The organism is Bacteroides sp. OM05-10AA, assembly GCF_003439055.1.
Taxonomy (GTDB): Bacteria; Bacteroidota; Bacteroidia; order Bacteroidales; family Bacteroidaceae; genus Bacteroides; species Bacteroides intestinigallinarum.
On the sequence record NZ_QSUR01000016.1, the window covers coordinates 104,279 to 121,369 of the forward strand.

Annotated in this window: 23 protein-coding genes; 11 read left to right on the forward strand and 12 right to left on the reverse strand. The window is 39.4% G+C overall.

Annotated elements, in window-relative coordinates:
• Window positions 1–11: 11 nt before the first annotated feature.
• Window positions 12–1,241 (reverse strand): phosphoserine phosphatase SerB, encoded by a 1,230-nt coding sequence (serB, locus tag DXB58_RS14100; RefSeq protein ID WP_004295907.1) that lies wholly within the window; start codon window positions 1,239–1,241, stop codon window positions 12–14.
• Between the two features lie 266 nt (window positions 1,242–1,507).
• Between serB and DXB58_RS14110 the strand changes: the two genes are divergently transcribed.
• Window positions 1,508–2,011: a thioredoxin-like domain-containing protein gene (locus tag DXB58_RS14110; protein ID WP_122137204.1), complete on the forward strand. Its 504-nt coding sequence runs from the start codon at window positions 1,508–1,510 to the stop codon at window positions 2,009–2,011.
• Between the two features lie 233 nt (window positions 2,012–2,244).
• Here the strand turns inward: DXB58_RS14110 and DXB58_RS14115 are convergent, their stop codons facing one another.
• The 3 genes from DXB58_RS14115 to lon are packed head-to-tail and all read right to left on the reverse strand — an operon-like array spanning window position 2,245 to window position 6,938.
• Window positions 2,245–3,342: an LptF/LptG family permease gene (locus tag DXB58_RS14115; RefSeq protein ID WP_122137206.1), complete on the reverse strand. Its 1,098-nt coding sequence runs from the start codon at window positions 3,340–3,342 to the stop codon at window positions 2,245–2,247.
• Between the two features lie 3 nt (window positions 3,343–3,345).
• On the reverse strand, window positions 3,346–4,476 hold the full coding sequence (tgt, locus tag DXB58_RS14120; RefSeq protein WP_122137207.1) for a tRNA guanosine(34) transglycosylase Tgt: 1,131 nt from the start codon (window positions 4,474–4,476) through the stop codon (window positions 3,346–3,348).
• Window positions 4,473–6,938, reverse strand: a complete 2,466-nt coding sequence (gene lon / locus DXB58_RS14125; protein ID WP_122137208.1) for an endopeptidase La — start codon at window positions 6,936–6,938, stop codon at window positions 4,473–4,475. The genes tgt and lon overlap by 4 nt, the downstream gene beginning before the upstream one ends.
• A gap of 215 nt (window positions 6,939–7,153) precedes the next feature.
• Here lon and DXB58_RS14130 point away from each other — a divergent pair, with 215 nt between their 5' ends.
• On the forward strand, window positions 7,154–7,864 hold the full coding sequence (locus DXB58_RS14130; RefSeq protein WP_122137210.1) for a tRNA1(Val) (adenine(37)-N6)-methyltransferase: 711 nt from the start codon (window positions 7,154–7,156) through the stop codon (window positions 7,862–7,864).
• Between the two features lie 186 nt (window positions 7,865–8,050).
• On the opposite strand, the gene DXB58_RS14135 is transcribed toward DXB58_RS14130, so the two are convergent.
• From DXB58_RS14135 to DXB58_RS27965, 8 genes are all read right to left on the reverse strand, one after another.
• Entirely contained in the window at window positions 8,051–8,671 is a 621-nt protein-coding gene (locus DXB58_RS14135; RefSeq protein ID WP_122137212.1) for a hypothetical protein, read from the reverse strand.
• On the reverse strand, window positions 8,668–8,817 hold the full coding sequence (locus DXB58_RS27955; protein WP_199487967.1) for a hypothetical protein: 150 nt from the start codon (window positions 8,815–8,817) through the stop codon (window positions 8,668–8,670). The genes DXB58_RS14135 and DXB58_RS27955 overlap by 4 nt, the downstream gene beginning before the upstream one ends.
• Window positions 8,818–9,085: 268 nt before the next feature.
• Window positions 9,086–9,223 (reverse strand): hypothetical protein, encoded by a 138-nt coding sequence (locus DXB58_RS27960; protein WP_165861958.1) that lies wholly within the window; start codon window positions 9,221–9,223, stop codon window positions 9,086–9,088.
• 16 nt (window positions 9,224–9,239) lie between these two features.
• Window positions 9,240–9,650: a hypothetical protein gene (locus tag DXB58_RS14140; protein ID WP_049702751.1), complete on the reverse strand. Its 411-nt coding sequence runs from the start codon at window positions 9,648–9,650 to the stop codon at window positions 9,240–9,242.
• A 267-nt stretch (window positions 9,651–9,917) separates the two neighbouring features.
• Entirely contained in the window at window positions 9,918–10,220 is a 303-nt protein-coding gene (locus DXB58_RS14150) for a nucleotidyltransferase domain-containing protein (RefSeq protein ID WP_117980188.1), read from the reverse strand.
• Between the two features lies 1 nt (window position 10,221).
• Entirely contained in the window at window positions 10,222–10,656 is a 435-nt protein-coding gene (locus tag DXB58_RS14155) for a nucleotidyltransferase substrate binding protein (RefSeq protein ID WP_117980195.1), read from the reverse strand.
• A 10-nt stretch (window positions 10,657–10,666) separates the two neighbouring features.
• Window positions 10,667–11,125 (reverse strand): hypothetical protein, encoded by a 459-nt coding sequence (locus DXB58_RS14160; RefSeq protein ID WP_122137213.1) that lies wholly within the window; start codon window positions 11,123–11,125, stop codon window positions 10,667–10,669.
• Between the two features lie 425 nt (window positions 11,126–11,550).
• Window positions 11,551–12,222, reverse strand: a complete 672-nt coding sequence (locus tag DXB58_RS27965) for a LexA family transcriptional regulator (RefSeq protein WP_008998703.1) — start codon at window positions 12,220–12,222, stop codon at window positions 11,551–11,553.
• A gap of 172 nt (window positions 12,223–12,394) precedes the next feature.
• On the opposite strand from DXB58_RS27965, the gene DXB58_RS14175 reads away from it, so the two are divergent.
• The 9 genes from DXB58_RS14175 (at window position 12,395) to DXB58_RS14215 (ending at window position 17,077) form a co-directional block, all read left to right on the forward strand.
• Window positions 12,395–12,649 (forward strand): hypothetical protein, encoded by a 255-nt coding sequence (locus tag DXB58_RS14175; protein WP_008998702.1) that lies wholly within the window; start codon window positions 12,395–12,397, stop codon window positions 12,647–12,649.
• A 7-nt stretch (window positions 12,650–12,656) separates the two neighbouring features.
• Entirely contained in the window at window positions 12,657–12,905 is a 249-nt protein-coding gene (locus DXB58_RS14180) for a hypothetical protein (RefSeq protein WP_008998701.1), read from the forward strand.
• Window positions 12,906–12,972: 67 nt separating this feature from the next.
• On the forward strand, window positions 12,973–13,227 hold the full coding sequence (locus DXB58_RS14185) for a hypothetical protein (protein WP_005681107.1): 255 nt from the start codon (window positions 12,973–12,975) through the stop codon (window positions 13,225–13,227).
• The gene (locus DXB58_RS14190; protein ID WP_008998700.1) at window positions 13,211–13,576 is read left to right on the forward strand and encodes a helix-turn-helix transcriptional regulator; all 366 of its coding nucleotides are present in this window, start codon (window positions 13,211–13,213) and stop codon (window positions 13,574–13,576) included. The genes DXB58_RS14185 and DXB58_RS14190 overlap by 17 nt, the downstream gene beginning before the upstream one ends.
• Window positions 13,577–13,679: 103 nt before the next feature.
• Window positions 13,680–13,982, forward strand: a complete 303-nt coding sequence (locus DXB58_RS14195; protein ID WP_005681105.1) for a hypothetical protein — start codon at window positions 13,680–13,682, stop codon at window positions 13,980–13,982.
• On the forward strand, window positions 13,979–14,188 hold the full coding sequence (locus DXB58_RS14200; RefSeq protein WP_117980185.1) for a hypothetical protein: 210 nt from the start codon (window positions 13,979–13,981) through the stop codon (window positions 14,186–14,188). Before DXB58_RS14195 ends, DXB58_RS14200 begins: the two co-directional genes overlap by 4 nt.
• 24 nt (window positions 14,189–14,212) lie before the next feature.
• Window positions 14,213–15,187 (forward strand): recombinase RecT, encoded by a 975-nt coding sequence (locus tag DXB58_RS14205; RefSeq protein WP_117980184.1) that lies wholly within the window; start codon window positions 14,213–14,215, stop codon window positions 15,185–15,187.
• 28 nt (window positions 15,188–15,215) lie between these two features.
• Window positions 15,216–16,415 carry a hypothetical protein gene (locus DXB58_RS14210; protein ID WP_008998698.1) on the forward strand — a complete coding sequence of 400 codons (1,200 nt, stop codon included), beginning with the start codon at window positions 15,216–15,218 and terminating at the stop codon, window positions 16,413–16,415.
• Window positions 16,416–16,417: 2 nt separating this feature from the next.
• Window positions 16,418–17,077 carry a hypothetical protein gene (locus DXB58_RS14215; RefSeq protein ID WP_008998697.1) on the forward strand — a complete coding sequence of 220 codons (660 nt, stop codon included), beginning with the start codon at window positions 16,418–16,420 and terminating at the stop codon, window positions 17,075–17,077.
• Window positions 17,078–17,091: the final 14 nt, after the last annotated feature.

The following is a 17,091-nucleotide window of genomic DNA, read 5'->3' on the forward strand; positions in this document are numbered from 1 at the left end:
TTTTGGTCTAATTACATATTCAAGTAAGAATCTTTGAATCCGAGGAAATAGAGCACTCCATCCAGCCCGATGGTGTTGATCGATTGCTTGGCATTTGCCACCACTTTAGGCTTTGCGTGGAAAGCAATTCCCAGTCCGGCAACCCCTAGCATAGGGAGGTCGTTAGCTCCGTCTCCTACGGCTATGGTCTGTGCAATATCCACCTTTTCCACTTGTGCAATGAGGCGGAGCAGTTCGGCTTTCCGTTTTCCGTCTACTACATCTCCCAGGTAACGTCCGGTCAGTTTGCCGTCAATAATTTCCAGTTCGTTGGCATAGACGTAATCTATACCGTATTTCTTTTGCAGGTATTGACCGAAATAAGTGAATCCTCCCGAAAGGATGGCGATTTTGTAACCGTACTTCTTCAATACATACATCAGCCGTTCTACGCCCTCCGTGATAGGCAAGCTCTCGGCTATTTCCTGCATTACCGATTCGTCCAGCCCTTTCAATAGTGCTACACGGCGGGTAAAGCTCTCTGTAAAGTCTATTTCTCCACGCATGGCGCTTTCTGTGATGGCCTTTACTTCGTCACCTACACCGGCACGGATAGCCAGTTCGTCAATCACCTCTGTTTCGATTAATGTAGAGTCCATATCAAAACAGATCAGACGGCGCATACGACGGTACATATTATCCTGTTGGAAAGAAAAGTCCATTTCCAGTTCGCTGGCCAACTTCATCAGCTTCTCCTGCATCGCAATGCGATCTTTCGGAGTACCTCTCACTGAAAATTCGATGCAAGCCCTGGTGCGTGCATCTGCCTGACATTCATCCAACGGGATACGACCTGTCAGACGTTTGATAGCATCAATATTCATGCCCTGCTCGGCCAATATGCTTGTAGCGGCAGAAATCTGTCGGGCGGAAAGCTTGCGTCCCAGAACCGTCAGGATATAACGGTTTTTCCCTTGCATACCTACCCAGTTTTCATATTGCTCGGTGGTGATAGGTTCAAACCGGATGGTCACTCCCAGAGAAGAAGCCTTGAACAACAGTTCCTTCATAATGAATCCGGAATGTCTTTCTTCACTCTTGAACAGGATACCCAACGATAATGTATTATGAATATCTGCCTGGCCGATATCGAGAATCGTGGCATCATATTTGGCAAGGATTTCGGTCACGGAAGCAGTCAGTCCCGGGCGATCTTCGCCGGTAACTCGAATCAGAATCAATTCAGTATTTGATGGTTGCATAAAAAATAGACTTTAACTCTGCAAAAGTAGAGAAAAAAGTTCGTTTTTATGCTAAATAACATAAAAAGTTATACCCAAAAAGTGAGATTTTTGCTTATTTGCTTGGAAGTTAATTTAATATTTACTTACCTTTGCACCCGGTTTCAAAAATAAAGGCTCTGATAATCAGCGGATTCCTCTTCGCCTGATGCCTGAAAAGACAATGTTTCGGGAAGAAACCACTGTTTAAGGACAGTCCCGGATAGTATTAACTAAAACCGAATTACATGAAGCATGTAAAATGGATTTTTGTTGTATTACTGATTTGTTCCTTGACCGCTTTCGTTGAGAAAGACAAACCTACCGGAGGTTTGAGTGAGGGTGACGTAGCCCCTGATTTTAAAATCGAATCTACGTCAAACGGGCAACCCGCCTTTAAATTGGGAAATTTGAAAGGTAAATATGTGTTGCTAAGTTTTTGGGCAAGTTATGACGCGCAGTCCCGGATGCAAAATGTAAGTTTGAGCAATGCGCTTCGTTCTTCTCATAATGTGGAAATGGTTTCTATTTCATTTGACGAATATCAGTCAATATTTAAGGAAACCGTTCGTAAGGATCAAATAGTTACGCCCACTTGTTTCGTGGAAACAGAAGGCGAGGATTCCGGCTTATTTAAGAAGTACCGTTTAAACCGGGGATTCACTAACTATTTATTGGATGGAAATGGTGTAATTATAGCCAAAAACATCTCTGCTGCAGATCTTTCTGCTTATGTAAAAGAAATCGGTTAACGATTTTAAGAATGTAAGGAGAAAGAGGGATTTTCCAAATCACCGTCAGGTGAAAACAATGGAGAATAGACAAAAGAGGAAATGGATACAACAAAAAAGTTCCGCCTACACTTGCATTAGCAAGAATAGGCGGAACTTCTACTTTTATACTCTTCGTTTGTCCGGTGCATTCAAAGCCTTGTGACAATTAATGTATAGAATCCGTGAAGGCTGCGGAAGGCTTACCTACCTTTTTATTTAGGCGCCTTCTGGTACAAGAAGAATGCGATAGCCGCATAAAGGATATTAGGAATCCAGACTGCAACGGCAGGCGGCACATTTCCGTTCACGGCAAAGGTGGAAGTAATCGTTTGGAACAGGATATAAGAGAAACTTAACCCTAATCCGATACCCAGATGAAGCCCCATACCGCCTTTCGTTTTTCGGGACGAAAGCGATACACCGATGATGGTAAGGATGAAAGAGGCGAACGACATGGCAATTCGTTTGTGATATTCAATCTCAAACTCCTTGATGTTGGCAAATCCTCTTCGTTTCTGTTTGGCGATATAATCGCTTAATTCGGGACTGGTCAGCATTTCCTGCTGATTTTTCATGATAAGAAAGTCAGAAGGTTCCATGTTGATGATAGAGTCTATCCGGTCTCCTTTAGTGATTTTTTCCTTTAAACCATCCAGTTCGCGTACCATATAATCGTGGATCGTCCATTTATGAACAGTGGTGGTATCATAAGTGATCCGTCGTGCAGTCAAATGTGAAACCAGCTTTTTATCCACAAATTTGTCCAATGAAAAGCGGTTACCGGTTTTCATTGCGTTGTTATAGTTGTCGATGTAAGCAATTACTCCGCTATCCACTTCCAGCTGCACATTGCTTACCGAGTTTTGTTTCTTTGGTTTGATATACCGGTCTTCAAAATTCAGACGCGTAACACTTCCTTTCGGAATCACATACGAACTTAGTGTGAAAGTGACGAGAGCGATGATAGCGGCAGAAATCATATAAGGGCGCATCATCCTCTTAAAGCTCATACCGGTGGAGAACATCGCGATAATTTCGGAGTTTTCTGCCAGTTTGGAGGTAAAGAAAATAACAGCAATGAATACGAACAACGGACTGAACAGATTGGAAAAATAGGGGATAAAGTTCATGTAGTATTCAAAGATAATTTTATCCCATGGAGCTTCATGCTCCATTAGTTTGTCCATCTTTTCGTTGAAGTCGAATACCACTGCAATAGAAATGATTAGTGCAATAGCAAATACGTATGTCCCCAAGAACTTCTTGATGATATACCAGTCCAGCCGTTTTATAAATCGATTGCTTTTCATTTCTTATAATCTAGTTGATACTCTTTTGACCATCATCGGCTTCCAGGTCGAGAAATCTCCGGCGATAATATGCTTTCTTGCTTCCCCTGCCAGCCACAGATAGAATGCCAGATTATGTATGGAGGCAATTTGCATAGCCAGTAGCTCTTGCGCATGGAAAAGATGGCGCAAATAAGCCTTGCTGTACAATGTATCCACGCAAGAGGCTCCGTCGGCTTCGATGGGAGAGAAGTCTGTTTCCCATTTCTTGTTCCGCATATTGATAATGCCATCTTTGGTGAACAACATGCCATTTCGTCCGTTTCTTGTAGGCATAACGCAGTCGAACATATCCACGCCGCGTTCTATTCCTTCAAGAATGTTGACAGGAGTTCCGACGCCCATCAGGTAACGGGGTTTGTCTTTGGGGAGTATTTCATTGACAATCTCGATCATTTCGTACATCTTGTCTACCGGTTCGCCTACCGCCAAACCGCCGATAGCATTCCCGTCAGCACCTTTGGACGCTATAAACTCTGCAGATTGTTTGCGCAGGTCAGGATAAACACATCCCTGTACGATGGGGAAGAGAGACTGACTGTAACCGTATTTAGGTTCTGTCTCGTTAAAACGTTGTATACAACGGTCGAGCCATCTGTGGGTTAATCCTAATGACTTTTTGGCATACTCGTAATCCGAGTCACCCGGAGGACATTCGTCAAAAGCCATCATAATATCCGCACCGATGGTACGTTCTATGTCCATCACCTTCTCCGGAGTGAAGATGTGCTTGCTTCCGTCGATATGCGAACGAAATTCGGCTCCTTCTTCACGCAGCTTTCTGATTCCGGCTAATGAGAATACCTGAAAACCACCGCTGTCAGTCAGCATGGGGCGGTCGAAACCGTTGAAACGGTGCAGCCCGCCTGCTTTCTCGATCACGTCCAGTCCCGGACGCAAATAGAGGTGATAGGTATTACCCAGAATAATCTGTGCCTGAATATCTTCTTTCAATTCGGTCAGATGTACTCCCTTTACAGTGCCCAATGTGCCCACCGGCATGAAGATAGGTGTTTGTACCTGCCCGTGGTCTGTTGTTATCAGACCGGCACGGGCATTACTTTTAGTGTCTGTATATTGTAACTCAAATGTCATTCCTGGCTGGGTTTCTTAACAGATAAATCGATAGGATCCGTTACTTTCTCGTTGGTCAATGCAATAGCGAATACCTCTTTTATATCGTTTACATAGTGGAAAGTCAGTCCTTTCAAATAAATATCCTGAATTTCATCTATGTTCTTTTTGTTCTCGGCACTCATGATGATTTCCTTGATTCCGGCACGTTTGGCTGCCAATATCTTCTCCTTGATGCCACCCACAGGAAGCACTTTGCCGCGAAGAGTGATTTCTCCCGTCATGGCAATGTTGGCTTTCACTTTTCTTTGAGTCAGGGCAGAAGCCAGTGAAGTGGCCATCGTGATACCTGCTGACGGACCATCTTTCGGAATAGCCCCTTCAGGAACGTGAATATGGATATTCCAGTTATCAAAAATCTCTTCATTCAGACTAAGGACAGAAGCATGCGCCTTGATATATTCAAGTGCCAGCATGGCAGATTCTTTCATCACATCTCCCAAGTTACCGGTCAATGTAAGACGTCCGCCCTTGCCGCGGCTCAAACTGGTTTCTACAAATAAAATTTCGCCTCCGACGGCCGTCCATGCCAATCCGGTGACTACACCTGCGTAATCATTTCCCTGATACTTGTCGCGTGTATATTCCGGTGCTCCGAGGAAATCATACAAATCTGTCGGTTTGATTTCCGTCTTGGCAAAATAACCATCCGTAGCATATTGGCGAGCCGATTTGCGAAGAATCTTACCGATCTTCTTTTCCAGTTCACGAACACCGCTTTCACGGGTATATGATTCGATTATAGCTTCCAGCGTATCTTTAGGAAGCTTGATATCCGTCTTTTTGAGTCCATTGGCTTCCAGCTCTTTGGGCAGCAGATGCTTGCGGGCAATCTCTACTTTTTCTTCTGTGATGTATCCGCTAACTTCAATCAATTCCATACGGTCGAGCAATGGACCGGGGATTGTATTCAGGTTATTGGCTGTTGCAATAAACAATACCTTGGAGAGATCGTAGTCTACATCCAGGAAGTTATCATGGAAAGAAGTATTCTGTTCCGGGTCGAGCACTTCCAGTAATGCAGAAGAGGGGTCTCCCTGGCGGTCGGCACTAACCTTGTCTATTTCATCCAGGATGAAGACAGGATTGGAAGCACCGGCTTTTATCAAACTCTTGATGATTCGTCCCGGCATAGCGCCGATATAAGTCTTACGATGACCGCGAATCTCTGCTTCGTCATGCACGCCGCCTAAAGACATACGTACATATTTCCGTTTGAGCGCAGATGCGATGGATTTTCCAAGAGATGTTTTACCCACTCCCGGAGGGCCATACAAGCAGATAATCGGTGATTTCATATCACCTTTCAGCTTCAATACGGCTAAGTGTTCCAAAATACGCTCTTTTACTTTCTCCAGTCCATAATGGTCTTTGTTCAACGTCTTTTCTGCGTTTTTGAGGTTCAGATTGTCAGTTGTATAAGTACCCCATGGGAGATTGAGCATCGTTTGCAGATAGTTGAGCTGTACGCTGTAATCCGGAGATTGCGGGTGAGTGCGTTCCAGTTTGGCAAGTTCTTTCATGAACGTGTCTCTGACTTCTAAATTCCAGCGCATTCTCTCTGCTTTCTGGCGCATTTCCTCTATTTCCTGCTCCTGGCCGCCACCACCCAGTTCATCCTGGATAGTCTTGATCTGCTGTTGCAGGAAGTATTCGCGTTGTTGCTGGTCGATATCTTCGCGGGCACGCATTTGGATGGATGCCTTGATTTCTGCCAACTGCACTTCACGGTTCAGAATTTCCAGTAAGTGATAAGTGCGTTCACGCAATGAGTTGATGCTCAACAAGTCCATCTTCTCATCTTTCTTGAACGGCAGGTTTGAGCAGATGAAATTGACCAGGAACATTGAGTTGTTGATATTTTTAATAGCAAACGACGAATCCTGATGCATCACATCTGACGATTTGATGTATCTCATTGTCAAGTCCTTGCAAGTTTCTACCAGGGCTTGAAACTCTTTATCATCTTTGCCAGGGACATCTTCCTCCAAAAGTTCTATTTCACCTTTCAGGTACGGATGAGTTTCGATGATGCTGGTCAGACTTAAACGTTTCATTCCTTGAAGAATGACGGTCGTTGTCTGATCGGGCATTTCCAATATCCGCACAATTCGTCCTACGGTACCGATACTGTGTAAATCTTCTAGTTTCGGATCTTCCGTGTGTGCCGATCTCTGGCATACTACTGCAATATCTTTATGTTTCTTGTCAGCATCTCGTACGAGTTTCAGAGAAGACTTACGGCCTACCGTGATCGGCAGGAATACTCCAGGAAACAATACCATATTACGTAAGGGGAGTACCGGAAGAATTTCACCAGATTTCACATTTACATCAAATGCTTGTTCATCGTTCCCATCATAGTCTGTGATTAGCGAGAAGCTGTTATCACCTCCATCTTCCAATAAATATCTTTCTTTCATCTTTTCGTTTTAATTTAGTTTATGTCATACTGATATGCATAAATCGTTTGCAAAGTTAATTGATTCTCTCTAATAATAAAGCACTGCGTAGAATAAAAACACAAAAACAATGCCAAAATATCGGCTTGTAAAGGGAGTATTCCATAATTATTATTTATTTTTGGCGATTTGCAATAAAATAATAGTATAAAACGGCTTTAAGATAAACGGATAAAATGTCGAATCCTTATTTTCAATTTAAGCAATTTACGGTATGGCATGATAAATGTGCCATGAAAGTCGGTACGGATGGGGTGCTTCTGGGAGCTTGGACTCCCGTTGAAAGTGCGCACCGGATTCTGGACATTGGGACGGGAACTGGGTTGGTAGCTTTAATGTTGGCGCAACGCAGTTTGCCGGATGCAAATATTGTAGCGCTGGAAATAGATGAAGCGGCTGTCGGGCAAGCCAGGGAAAATATCATTCGTTCGCCCTGGAAGGAGCGGGTAGAGGTGGTGCAGGCTGATTTTAAGAAATACAGGTCTTTGGATAAATTCGACGTAATTGTTTCTAATCCTCCTTATTTTGTCGATTCGCTGGAATGTCCGGATCGTCAGAGAGCCGCGGCGCGTCACAATGATTCTTTGACCTATGAAGATTTGTTGGAAGGAGTAAGCGGATTATTGACAGAAAACGGATTTTTTACAGTGGTGATTCCGGCAGATGTAGCTGAACGGGTAAAAAAGATAGCTTCTATAAAGAAATTATATGCAGTCCGTCAACTGAATGTAATCACTAAACCCGGTGGCATTCCGAAACGTGTTTTGATTACTTTTTCTTTTTCCAATCAAGAGTGCATTGTAGAAGAACTATTGACAGAATTGGCTCGTCATCAATATAGTGAGGAATATATGACGCTAACCCGGGATTATTATTTGAACATGTAAAAGGGTGACGCTATCCGGTAAGGATAGTGTCGGTATATGACGGCGATACCGTCACTATCGCAAGCACATACCGTCACTATTTATCGTCTTGCATAAAAACAAAAAAAGCCAATACAAATTGTACTGGCTTTTTTTTGTGAATCTTTAAAACCCGCGCACCTGCTTTGGGAGCAGGGTGTCGTTTTTTTATGGATTAGGAAAATTGTCATTCAATTTTCGAGGTAAAAAGAGCCCCTTGATGCAATTAGGATTACGAACGCAAATTTGGATATGATCTTTTTCTCTAAATTCCGCACCTGGATATAATTGCTCTCCTTCCCAAAAGACACCTTTTACAGAATCAAAAGTTCTTTCCTCCGCTTCTTCGTTAATTTGATGTGCTGTCTCTATGACAGCGCAATCCAATCTTCTCATAAGTTTGTCTTTTGATTTTCCAATATCTGTATTTTGAGGTAAATCAATACCTGCAAGTTTACATGTGTCAACTAATGTGTGATAGGCTTCCTTGAGTTCTTCCAGATAGAGTGTATCGGTTAAATCCATGCAATAACCGAGATCGATAACTGCACCTATTACAGCTGGTTCTTTTATAGAAGAACTACCTCTTTTGAGCATTTCATTGGCATATTGCAATGCCCTGGTTTCATTGTTCTCCCAAAAATAAACTCCATGCCCCAGCCAGTCATAATCATTAGTACTAGCTATCAAGCTATCTTCACCTGCGATCACTTTATCTACAACAGATTTATCGCAACCATGAAATCCGATGACTAAATTTGAGCGCCTTGAGTATAAAGCTTCTTTCATTTATAAACTTTGGATAAAGTTCCCGCTCTATTAACAATACCTGCTTTCTTTAAAAAAACTTCAGCGTTTTTCTTATTTGCAGTTATTTTTTTAATGGCTTGAGCCCTGCGTTCTGCGCGGCTTTTTGCAGTATTATATATTGCCATAAATAACCTCCTTTCTAATTTTCTCTATGCAAAGATAACATTTTATGCTGACTTATGGTTGCATTGATGCTGTTTTATATAAATAAAAAAGCTGATACAAACTGTATCAGCTTAATTCTACTAATTTATCTTTCTTTCTGTCGGGGTAGCGGGATTCGAACCCACGACCCCCTGCTCCCAAAGCGGCGTGATAATAAAGGATATTCAGCTACATATCAGTTAATTATAATGATGCGAGCTAACCATTTCAAAGATAGTTCAAAGAACGCTATTTTGAGGGCTTTATTTTAGCCCTTTCTAACTCATGATTCAATAAAGCAATTTCTTGCTTTTGGGCGCTGTTTTCTCGCAGTACTTTCCGGAGCTGTTGCCGGAGAGCAACGATTGTTTTGTCTTTATCTTCCATATATTTATTTGTTGGTTTATCCGGTTATTTTTTGTCGTCCGGCTACTTGCACTTTCTTGTTTTCTTTATTATCTATACAAGGAAAAACAATAGGTATACTAAATCTTATATTTGTAGCTGACTTAGCTTGTCCTTCAATTTTGGTATTACTACCGAATCCCCAAGCACCAAAAGTAACTCCAAAGCCAACTTTTCCACCTTCACCGGACATATTAGCCAATGATACCTCGAATTCAATATTCTGAACACTGTATAATTTTCCTTCTATTTCTACATTGTTCTTACTGTTACTTTTCCGAGGACTTACAATAGCCCCACTGGTTTCAACTCTTTTTTGAGCAGCTGTTATACCATCAACGATTTGGGAAATTGCTTCCTCTACAAACTCCTTGAGTTCTATTACCTTTGGGGTATTCTCTGGTTCCATTTATATTTTAAATTAAAAGTTATGTTTAAAAAGTTACTTTACAATTATCGTATGCGTAAACTACGCAAATATTATATTGATTATACAATGAAACATTCATCTAATTCCATTAATGCATTTTGCTATGAACGAGATGACGGTGGGCTAGATGAGGTTGCCATTAGGTATATTGAAAATATATGTAATTATATTGTAAAAGGTATCCAATAGGATGCCTTTTAGTGTATTCTACATTTTCAATTAACTGGACTTCATGATGTTATATGATCATTGTTTCTCATAGAATAGCAGTCCGACACGATCTATATGCTCGCCAAAAGGAGTACCTATATTCTTACTGTAATCAACTATATCTACTTTGTATAGTAATCCCAAGTCCTCTATTTGAATATTTATATCCAACAGTTCATTGAAAGATATATTTTGCCCTATAAGGGCCAAATCAATATCTGATCCTTCGGTATAGTTGCCTTTAGCTCTAGAGCCAAATATTAATACCTTGTCAATATTGGGATGTTTTTTTAATACATCACTAATATCTTTTATAACTTCATTACTTAAACCAAACATATTATGCGAATAATCCTGTGATTTCACTTCTTTCATAACCAAGCCGAACAGCTAATTGTTTTAGCAGTATAGAATACTCAGTGTAAATCTTTTCGACTATCTCACTTGCTTTGCCATCATTGTATGTATGCGATGTTATATTTCTAGCCTTCGACATTCTACGCCAAGCATCATGATCTGATATTAAACCATCTTCAAATGATTTCTGTAATACAGGATTTGGACCTGTTATATCCTTATATCCTTTATACTCTAAGAAATCCTGCAAAACTTTCCAAGCCAACTCGAAAGTATATTCAAATCTTTGTACAAGACCTTCCATTTCCAGTTCGGTTAACTCATAGGGTTTTCTTTCGGATTCCGTAACCAGTAATACTCTTTTGCATGCCTTGCAATAACTATCATATCTTTGTAACCAACGTATATCTTGTTCCATAGTTGCTAAATTATAGATCAATTATTTGAGTTTGATTTCTCCCTTTTTTAAAATCATCATCCCATTCTATTTTTATTGTAAAATGTGGCCTTCTTCGAAACAATATGTATCGCACTTCAAAAGATTGTTGGGGAAGGAGTATTGGATAAGGTAAATAATTGTCTGGCATATTTAATGATATGTTCTCCTCAGGATCATCAAGAATTGCAAAATTTACATTATATGCCTTCGCTTGTCCTTTGTTGTAAATTTTTAAAATATTCATTTCTCCTTTGCTGGTTTTAATAACATTGCACTCAATAGAAGCTTTTTGACTTTCTTCTTCTTCTTCTGTTCTTCTTTTTTCTATTTCTTTTTTCTTTATAATCAAATCCAATTTATGGATTTTCCTACCTGTATACCAAGAATAAATAAGTGCTAATGCTGCAATTATAAAACTGCCTAATGAAATCCAATCTGAAATTTCCATCTTGATTATATTTTATATAAAACTTAATATTATGAATATTTTAATTTGCATATTTTCTGTTTCCATTTCCATTGGATCAGTGTTTATTAATCTAAAAAATATCAATCGTTTAAATAATCTTGAAAAAGAGATAGCTAAGCTTTTAAATAAAAAGTAATCACTTTCTTTTGAATATAGAAATGAGTTGATTCCGTATATCAGATGTTATTTCCTCTTTAATAGTATCTATTTCTTGGGTGATATAAGCTTGATTGAGTTCTACTAGTTCATCATAGCCACCAAAATATTCACGATTACATTTGGTACATTTGATATAACTTTTATTATCATTGCATTCAAATGAAGAGTCGTCACCACAAGTTATGCAATGTAATTTTATTGATTTATTATAATTCTTATCCATGGCTAATTTTATGTTTGTAATACTATAGAATTTTATTTGTTATGACCCCTTTTACAAGGAATACTCGAAGAACTTTAGTCTTGTCTATTATCATCTCGTCAAATTCTTCCAAGTTCTTTGGAACTAAACGCCATTTATTAGGATTGTCCTTGCAGTTACGGATATATTTCACAGTTCTGTATTCGTCTGTTATAATAAGGTATGCCTCACCAGGAAGAACACTATCTAAACTGACTTCCTTAATAGCTATAATAGAACCATCATTTATGTCTGGAATCATAGAACGTCCATAAGCTGGTACCGCACAATCACAATTCTGAAATGCCGGTATATGCAAATAGTAATTAGGAATATTAGTCTGATCGTTGGGAAGTTCATCATATCCCATAGTAACATCAACGTCAAAATAAGGTATTCCTTTGGATGATTGTTTGCTTGGTGCAGGCATTTCAGAGGAAATAGAAGTGATAGATTTCGCAGAAGAATTTAGTTTATTTCCGTCGCCAGTCAATAGCCAGGTTGTATTCAAATCTGGGTAGATTGTAGATATTTTCTCTAAATTGTTCCGTCTTATAGAGTCTCCTGTGTTTCGGACAAATCCATTGCTTAAACCACAATTCTGCTCGAACATTCTTGTGCTTATGCCTAATTCGTTTATGAATTGGAGTAGCCTATCTCTAACTGTTTCTTTCATTAAATCCTAAATTTTCTTAATATATAGATTATTTCTCTATGCAAATATCTACATGTGTAGATTTTAATTCTATATTTGCACTATAAAGTTAACGCAAAACAATGATAACGCCAAAATAAAAGGGCAATAAAGTTAACAAAATAGATTATTTACTCTAAATCGATATATAGATATGGTAAAGACAGAAAAAATAAAATTAGTGGTTTACAAAGAACATACGCTTGGGTATATTCTACCAGAATTGCCTGATTCAGTTCAAATACTACATTCTTCACCTCTGAAAGGAGCTATTGGTACAACCAATTTGCAGAACAATTTCCAGATCAACAATCCGAATGAAATCAGACTAGCAAGCGAGAGTGATTTTGATGCGTTTGGAATTTCGTTTGATGGATATAAAAATTCACCTGATTACATTTATAAATAAAAAGAAAATGAAGACAATTCTAGAAGTTTCATTACAAGAAGCAAGTAAGGCAAAGGATGCAATTAGATATAGTTTGCTGCGTACAGAACTGAACCAAACAAGTACCAATGTTTGGGAACTACCAACTTATGATATGAATGATGGATATGAGTGTGATGGTGACGAAGAACTGAAAGATGAAATTCGTGAACTGTTTTCTTCTTTCGGAATTGCAGAAGAAGAGTATTCATTCACTGACAAAGAAACGGAAGAATAAGCTATATAATCCCGGACGGGTTTGACCGCCTTTCCGGGAACTAGAAACTATAAATATAATAATGTATATGGAAAATCAATTAGAAACTATCAAAGCAAATCTGCCTTACGGATACGAAAAGCAGATAGCGAAAGAAGTAGGATGCTCACAGGGTACAGTGCACAATATCCTTAATAATAAGCCGGCTTCTGCTCGCTCAACCTACAAAGCAAAAGTATTGAATGTCGCTGTAAGAATGGCTAATGAAGCCTTGGAAGCTACTAAAGGAGTCTCCAAAGCTGCTGCCGAACTAGAGACTTTGCATCATGGAACTGCAAGCTGACGCTAAACTAACGAAGCGCGAAAATCAGATTGCTGGCCTCGCTTTTTGTGGTAAAGCAAAGAAAGAGATTGCGGATCTCTTGAATATTGCATACGGGACGGTAAACGTAATACTGGATAGAGCTTACAAAAAGACAGGAACAAGTAAACTGAATGAATTAGGCAGTTGGTGGGCTAATAGAGCATTTGCTCTAAATATTGATTTCCAGCAATTGCAGAAAACGATCGTAGCTCTTTCGTTTCTTGGAATTATTGCCTTTCAGATTGCATTTGACTGCAACAACGATCTTAACCGGAGTCGACGGGCAAGAATACGAAGAAATAAAATAGAAGAAGTATATGAACTCTAATCAATATTAATCAGGCAGCATAGCATAGAGATGCAGATGTGTTTCAGTAATAAAATCAGCTCAACACCATTCAAAAGTATAGGAAACAGCCTAATTAGAGATTATGGAAAATTGCTTCGAAATGATGGTCGCCCGATGCATTAAAATTGGGACGGTGCAAACGCTTACGATGCTGGGACTACTCCCCGAAGTAGTAACAATATCACAAGCGGAAGAAATATACGGAAAACGCCTAATAAAAGAGTGGCGCGAAAAAGCCTGGATTAAGTTTTATCCGGCAAATAATAAGGAAAGAGGAAAATATTATGTGAAACGATCCGAATTGGAAACAGCCAGTGCAATGATGGATTTGCATAATAAAGTTCCAGATAACATTATCAAACAACTAATGCAGATCGCTGTATGAGATATATACCGAAATCATCAGAAGTATTACAGGCTCTGCAAGATAGTATCGGAAAGCAGATTGCAGAAAGAGAAGAACAGAAAAAGAACTATGTTCCTACTCCTGTAGAGATTAAACCTGATAAAAAAGATATAAGCATAGAGCCCACGGCCGAAGATATTCTTTTAATGGAGGAATATAGACGTGGAGTATATCAAGGAGATTAATAAAATGCTAATATTTAAACAATTATGAGTAAAATTATTGAAGTAAAAGTGGAAGAGCTAAATGCGCTTCCAGCAACGAAAATTGTCGAAAGTGAAAATGTACAGGCAAAATTCGTTCAAATGTACAATGCTATCTGGGGAACAGATAAAGGTGAGCAAATGTATCATAAAGAAGTATTCAACTTTCAAAAACTTCTCCGTGATAATCCTGATTTGGCAGATTCGACAAAGATGTCTCTATATGGCTGTTTTCTTGATATAGCAGTCAACGGTCTTACATTAGATCAAACAGGACATCCACTTTGCTATATACTTAGCAGAAGCAGTAAAACCGGACACAAGAACGCACAAGGATATGATATTTATGAAAAACGTGCCTATGTTTCAGTTACAGGGTATGGCGAACTGACAATGCGTATGCGTGCCGGGCAAATCAAGTATGCGGATAATCCAGTCGTTGTATATGAGGGAGATCATTTTAAAGCATCCTTAGTTAATGGTATAAAGAATATCGAGTATGAAGCACAATGCCCCCGTACTTCAACCAAAGTTATTGCTGCATTCATTCGTATTGTACGAAATGACAACTCGGTAGATTATCAATGGTTAATGGAAGGTGATATCGAACGATTGAAACATTATAGTGAAAAAGCAAATTCGAAGTGGAACGATCAAACTAAAAGACGTGAATTGGGTAAAGCCAATGCACTTTATACTTCGAATAATGGAAGCATTGACCCTGGGTTCCTTGAGAATAAGATGATCAAACATGCGTTTGATGCTTATCCTAAGGTTCGTACAGGTAAGTTTACTATAATGGCTTCTGATCAAGAAGAGGAAGAAATTATCGACTATGGCTTGGTGGATGAAGACAAGGTTAATGAACCCGTTCAGGCTGTGGATAATCCTAATATTCCTTTCGGTGAAGAAAAACAACTGGAAGCTCCAGAACCTGTACAGGTGCCAGTCTCCGATGATGATGAAGACGGTGGATTCTAATACTTACTAACCGATTAAAATAAATAATATGGCAACAGAGTTAATCAAAATAGACGAAGCAAAAAATATTCTGTCATCTTTTCCAGATATAATGGGGAAGAATACAAATTCTGTCAAAAAGTGTAATGAAGCTGGGCAAGCTCTCCTTGACACTATCGAAGGAGAAGGTATGAATGAAACAATAGATCAGGCTACAGCCGACTACTTGAAAAAGGTTAGCGTAACACTCAAAAATATGGATGAACGTCGTAAACCTATTACGCAGATATTTGATAGAATACGTTCCTTTTTCACCTCCCAAGAAAAACAAATTGATCCTAAGGATCCTTCAACAATTCCCGGAAAGCTTGTGATAAAGCGCAATGAGTATGCCAAGTTTAAATACGAAGAAGAACAGAAAAGAAAGAGAGAAGCGGAACAGAGAGCTAGAATTGAAACAGAGAAAGCGAACTATCGACAGATAATAGGGGATAGCCTTCTTTCTTATTTCAATCAATATCTTTCAAGTAAAGTTTCTGAATTGCAGGGAATATTTTCCAACTTGACTTATGAAAACTTCGATCGTGAAGTTATAGGAATCACAGTTTTTCAGACCGATTATCCCAAATCTCATTTTGATAAGTTTAGTGCGGATTCTGCAACTTACTATATTAGTCAAGAAACAAAACAGGAGATTCGCCGAGAAGTTCTAGAGGGCAAATATGAGCAATACGCTCAACAGTATAAGGCAAAGATTGTAAGCGTTAAGCAAGACCTTACCGACCGTGTTCCCTCTAAACGCAAGGAACTTGCAGAACTGGAACAACTTCGTCTCGCTAATGCAGAGGAAGCTGCCAAAGCGGAAGAATTGCGTAAACAACGTGAAAAAGAAGCTGCAGCCAAAAGAATGGAAGAGTTGAAAAAGGAGGAAGAAGCAGCAAAACAAGAGGCTGCACTGAAGGCACAACAAAGCTCTATTGGTAGTCTTTTTATGGAAGCTGCCGCTTCTATTGCTCCTCCACCGACTAACGCCAAGGTGAAAGAAAAGATTGTTGTACTTCATCAGCAGGGATATTTAGAAATATTCCAGATGTGGTGGATAAACGAAGGTCAAACGTTGCCTGTTGAAGAACTGGAGAAAATCTTTAAAAAGATGATTACTTATTGCGAGAAGCAGGCGAACGGTAAAGATCAAAAGCATATCGAATCAAAATTCATCCGATATGAAGCAGATGTAAAAGCCAAATAGCCATGTCAAATCCTGATTCATATTACTCTCGTCCGGAGGTCAGCAATTCAGATCTGACAGAGCTTAAGAACTATCTTTATCCCCGTGCTCAATACGGGGATAAAGAGAAAGCATTCAAGTTTGGAACTCTTGTAGATGCTCTTATTACAGAAAACGAGCGTGTAAGATATGACAAGTTAATGGTAGACGATTACGTGTATACGAAAGACGAATTTGAACTAGGGCTTGAAATGCGTAAGGCTCTCCGGAAAGAAGCAGAAAAGGATCAATTTCTAGCTGTCGTTTTAGCACAGTCCGATACACAAAAGTTTATGGTTAATAAACAACAAGAGTTCTTTTATGGGAACTTTGTTTATCATCTCGATACACGGTGTAAATGGGATTGGTGGTTGTCTTCTTTCAACTTTGGAGGTGATTTAAAAACGACCTTCGCAGAGTCCCAAACACAATTTGATGAAGCGATAGATTTCTTTGACTGGGACCGGTCCCGGGCATGGTATATGGATATAGCCGGTAGCAAACAAGATTTTATTTATGCTATCAGCAAGAAGAATTGTAGAATCTTCAAGCATTTTATTACCGACCGGAAACACCCTTCATACATCAGAGGAAAAGAGAAATACGAGGACCTTGCTTTTAAGTGGTGGCAATTAATGGTCTGATTATATTTTACCAT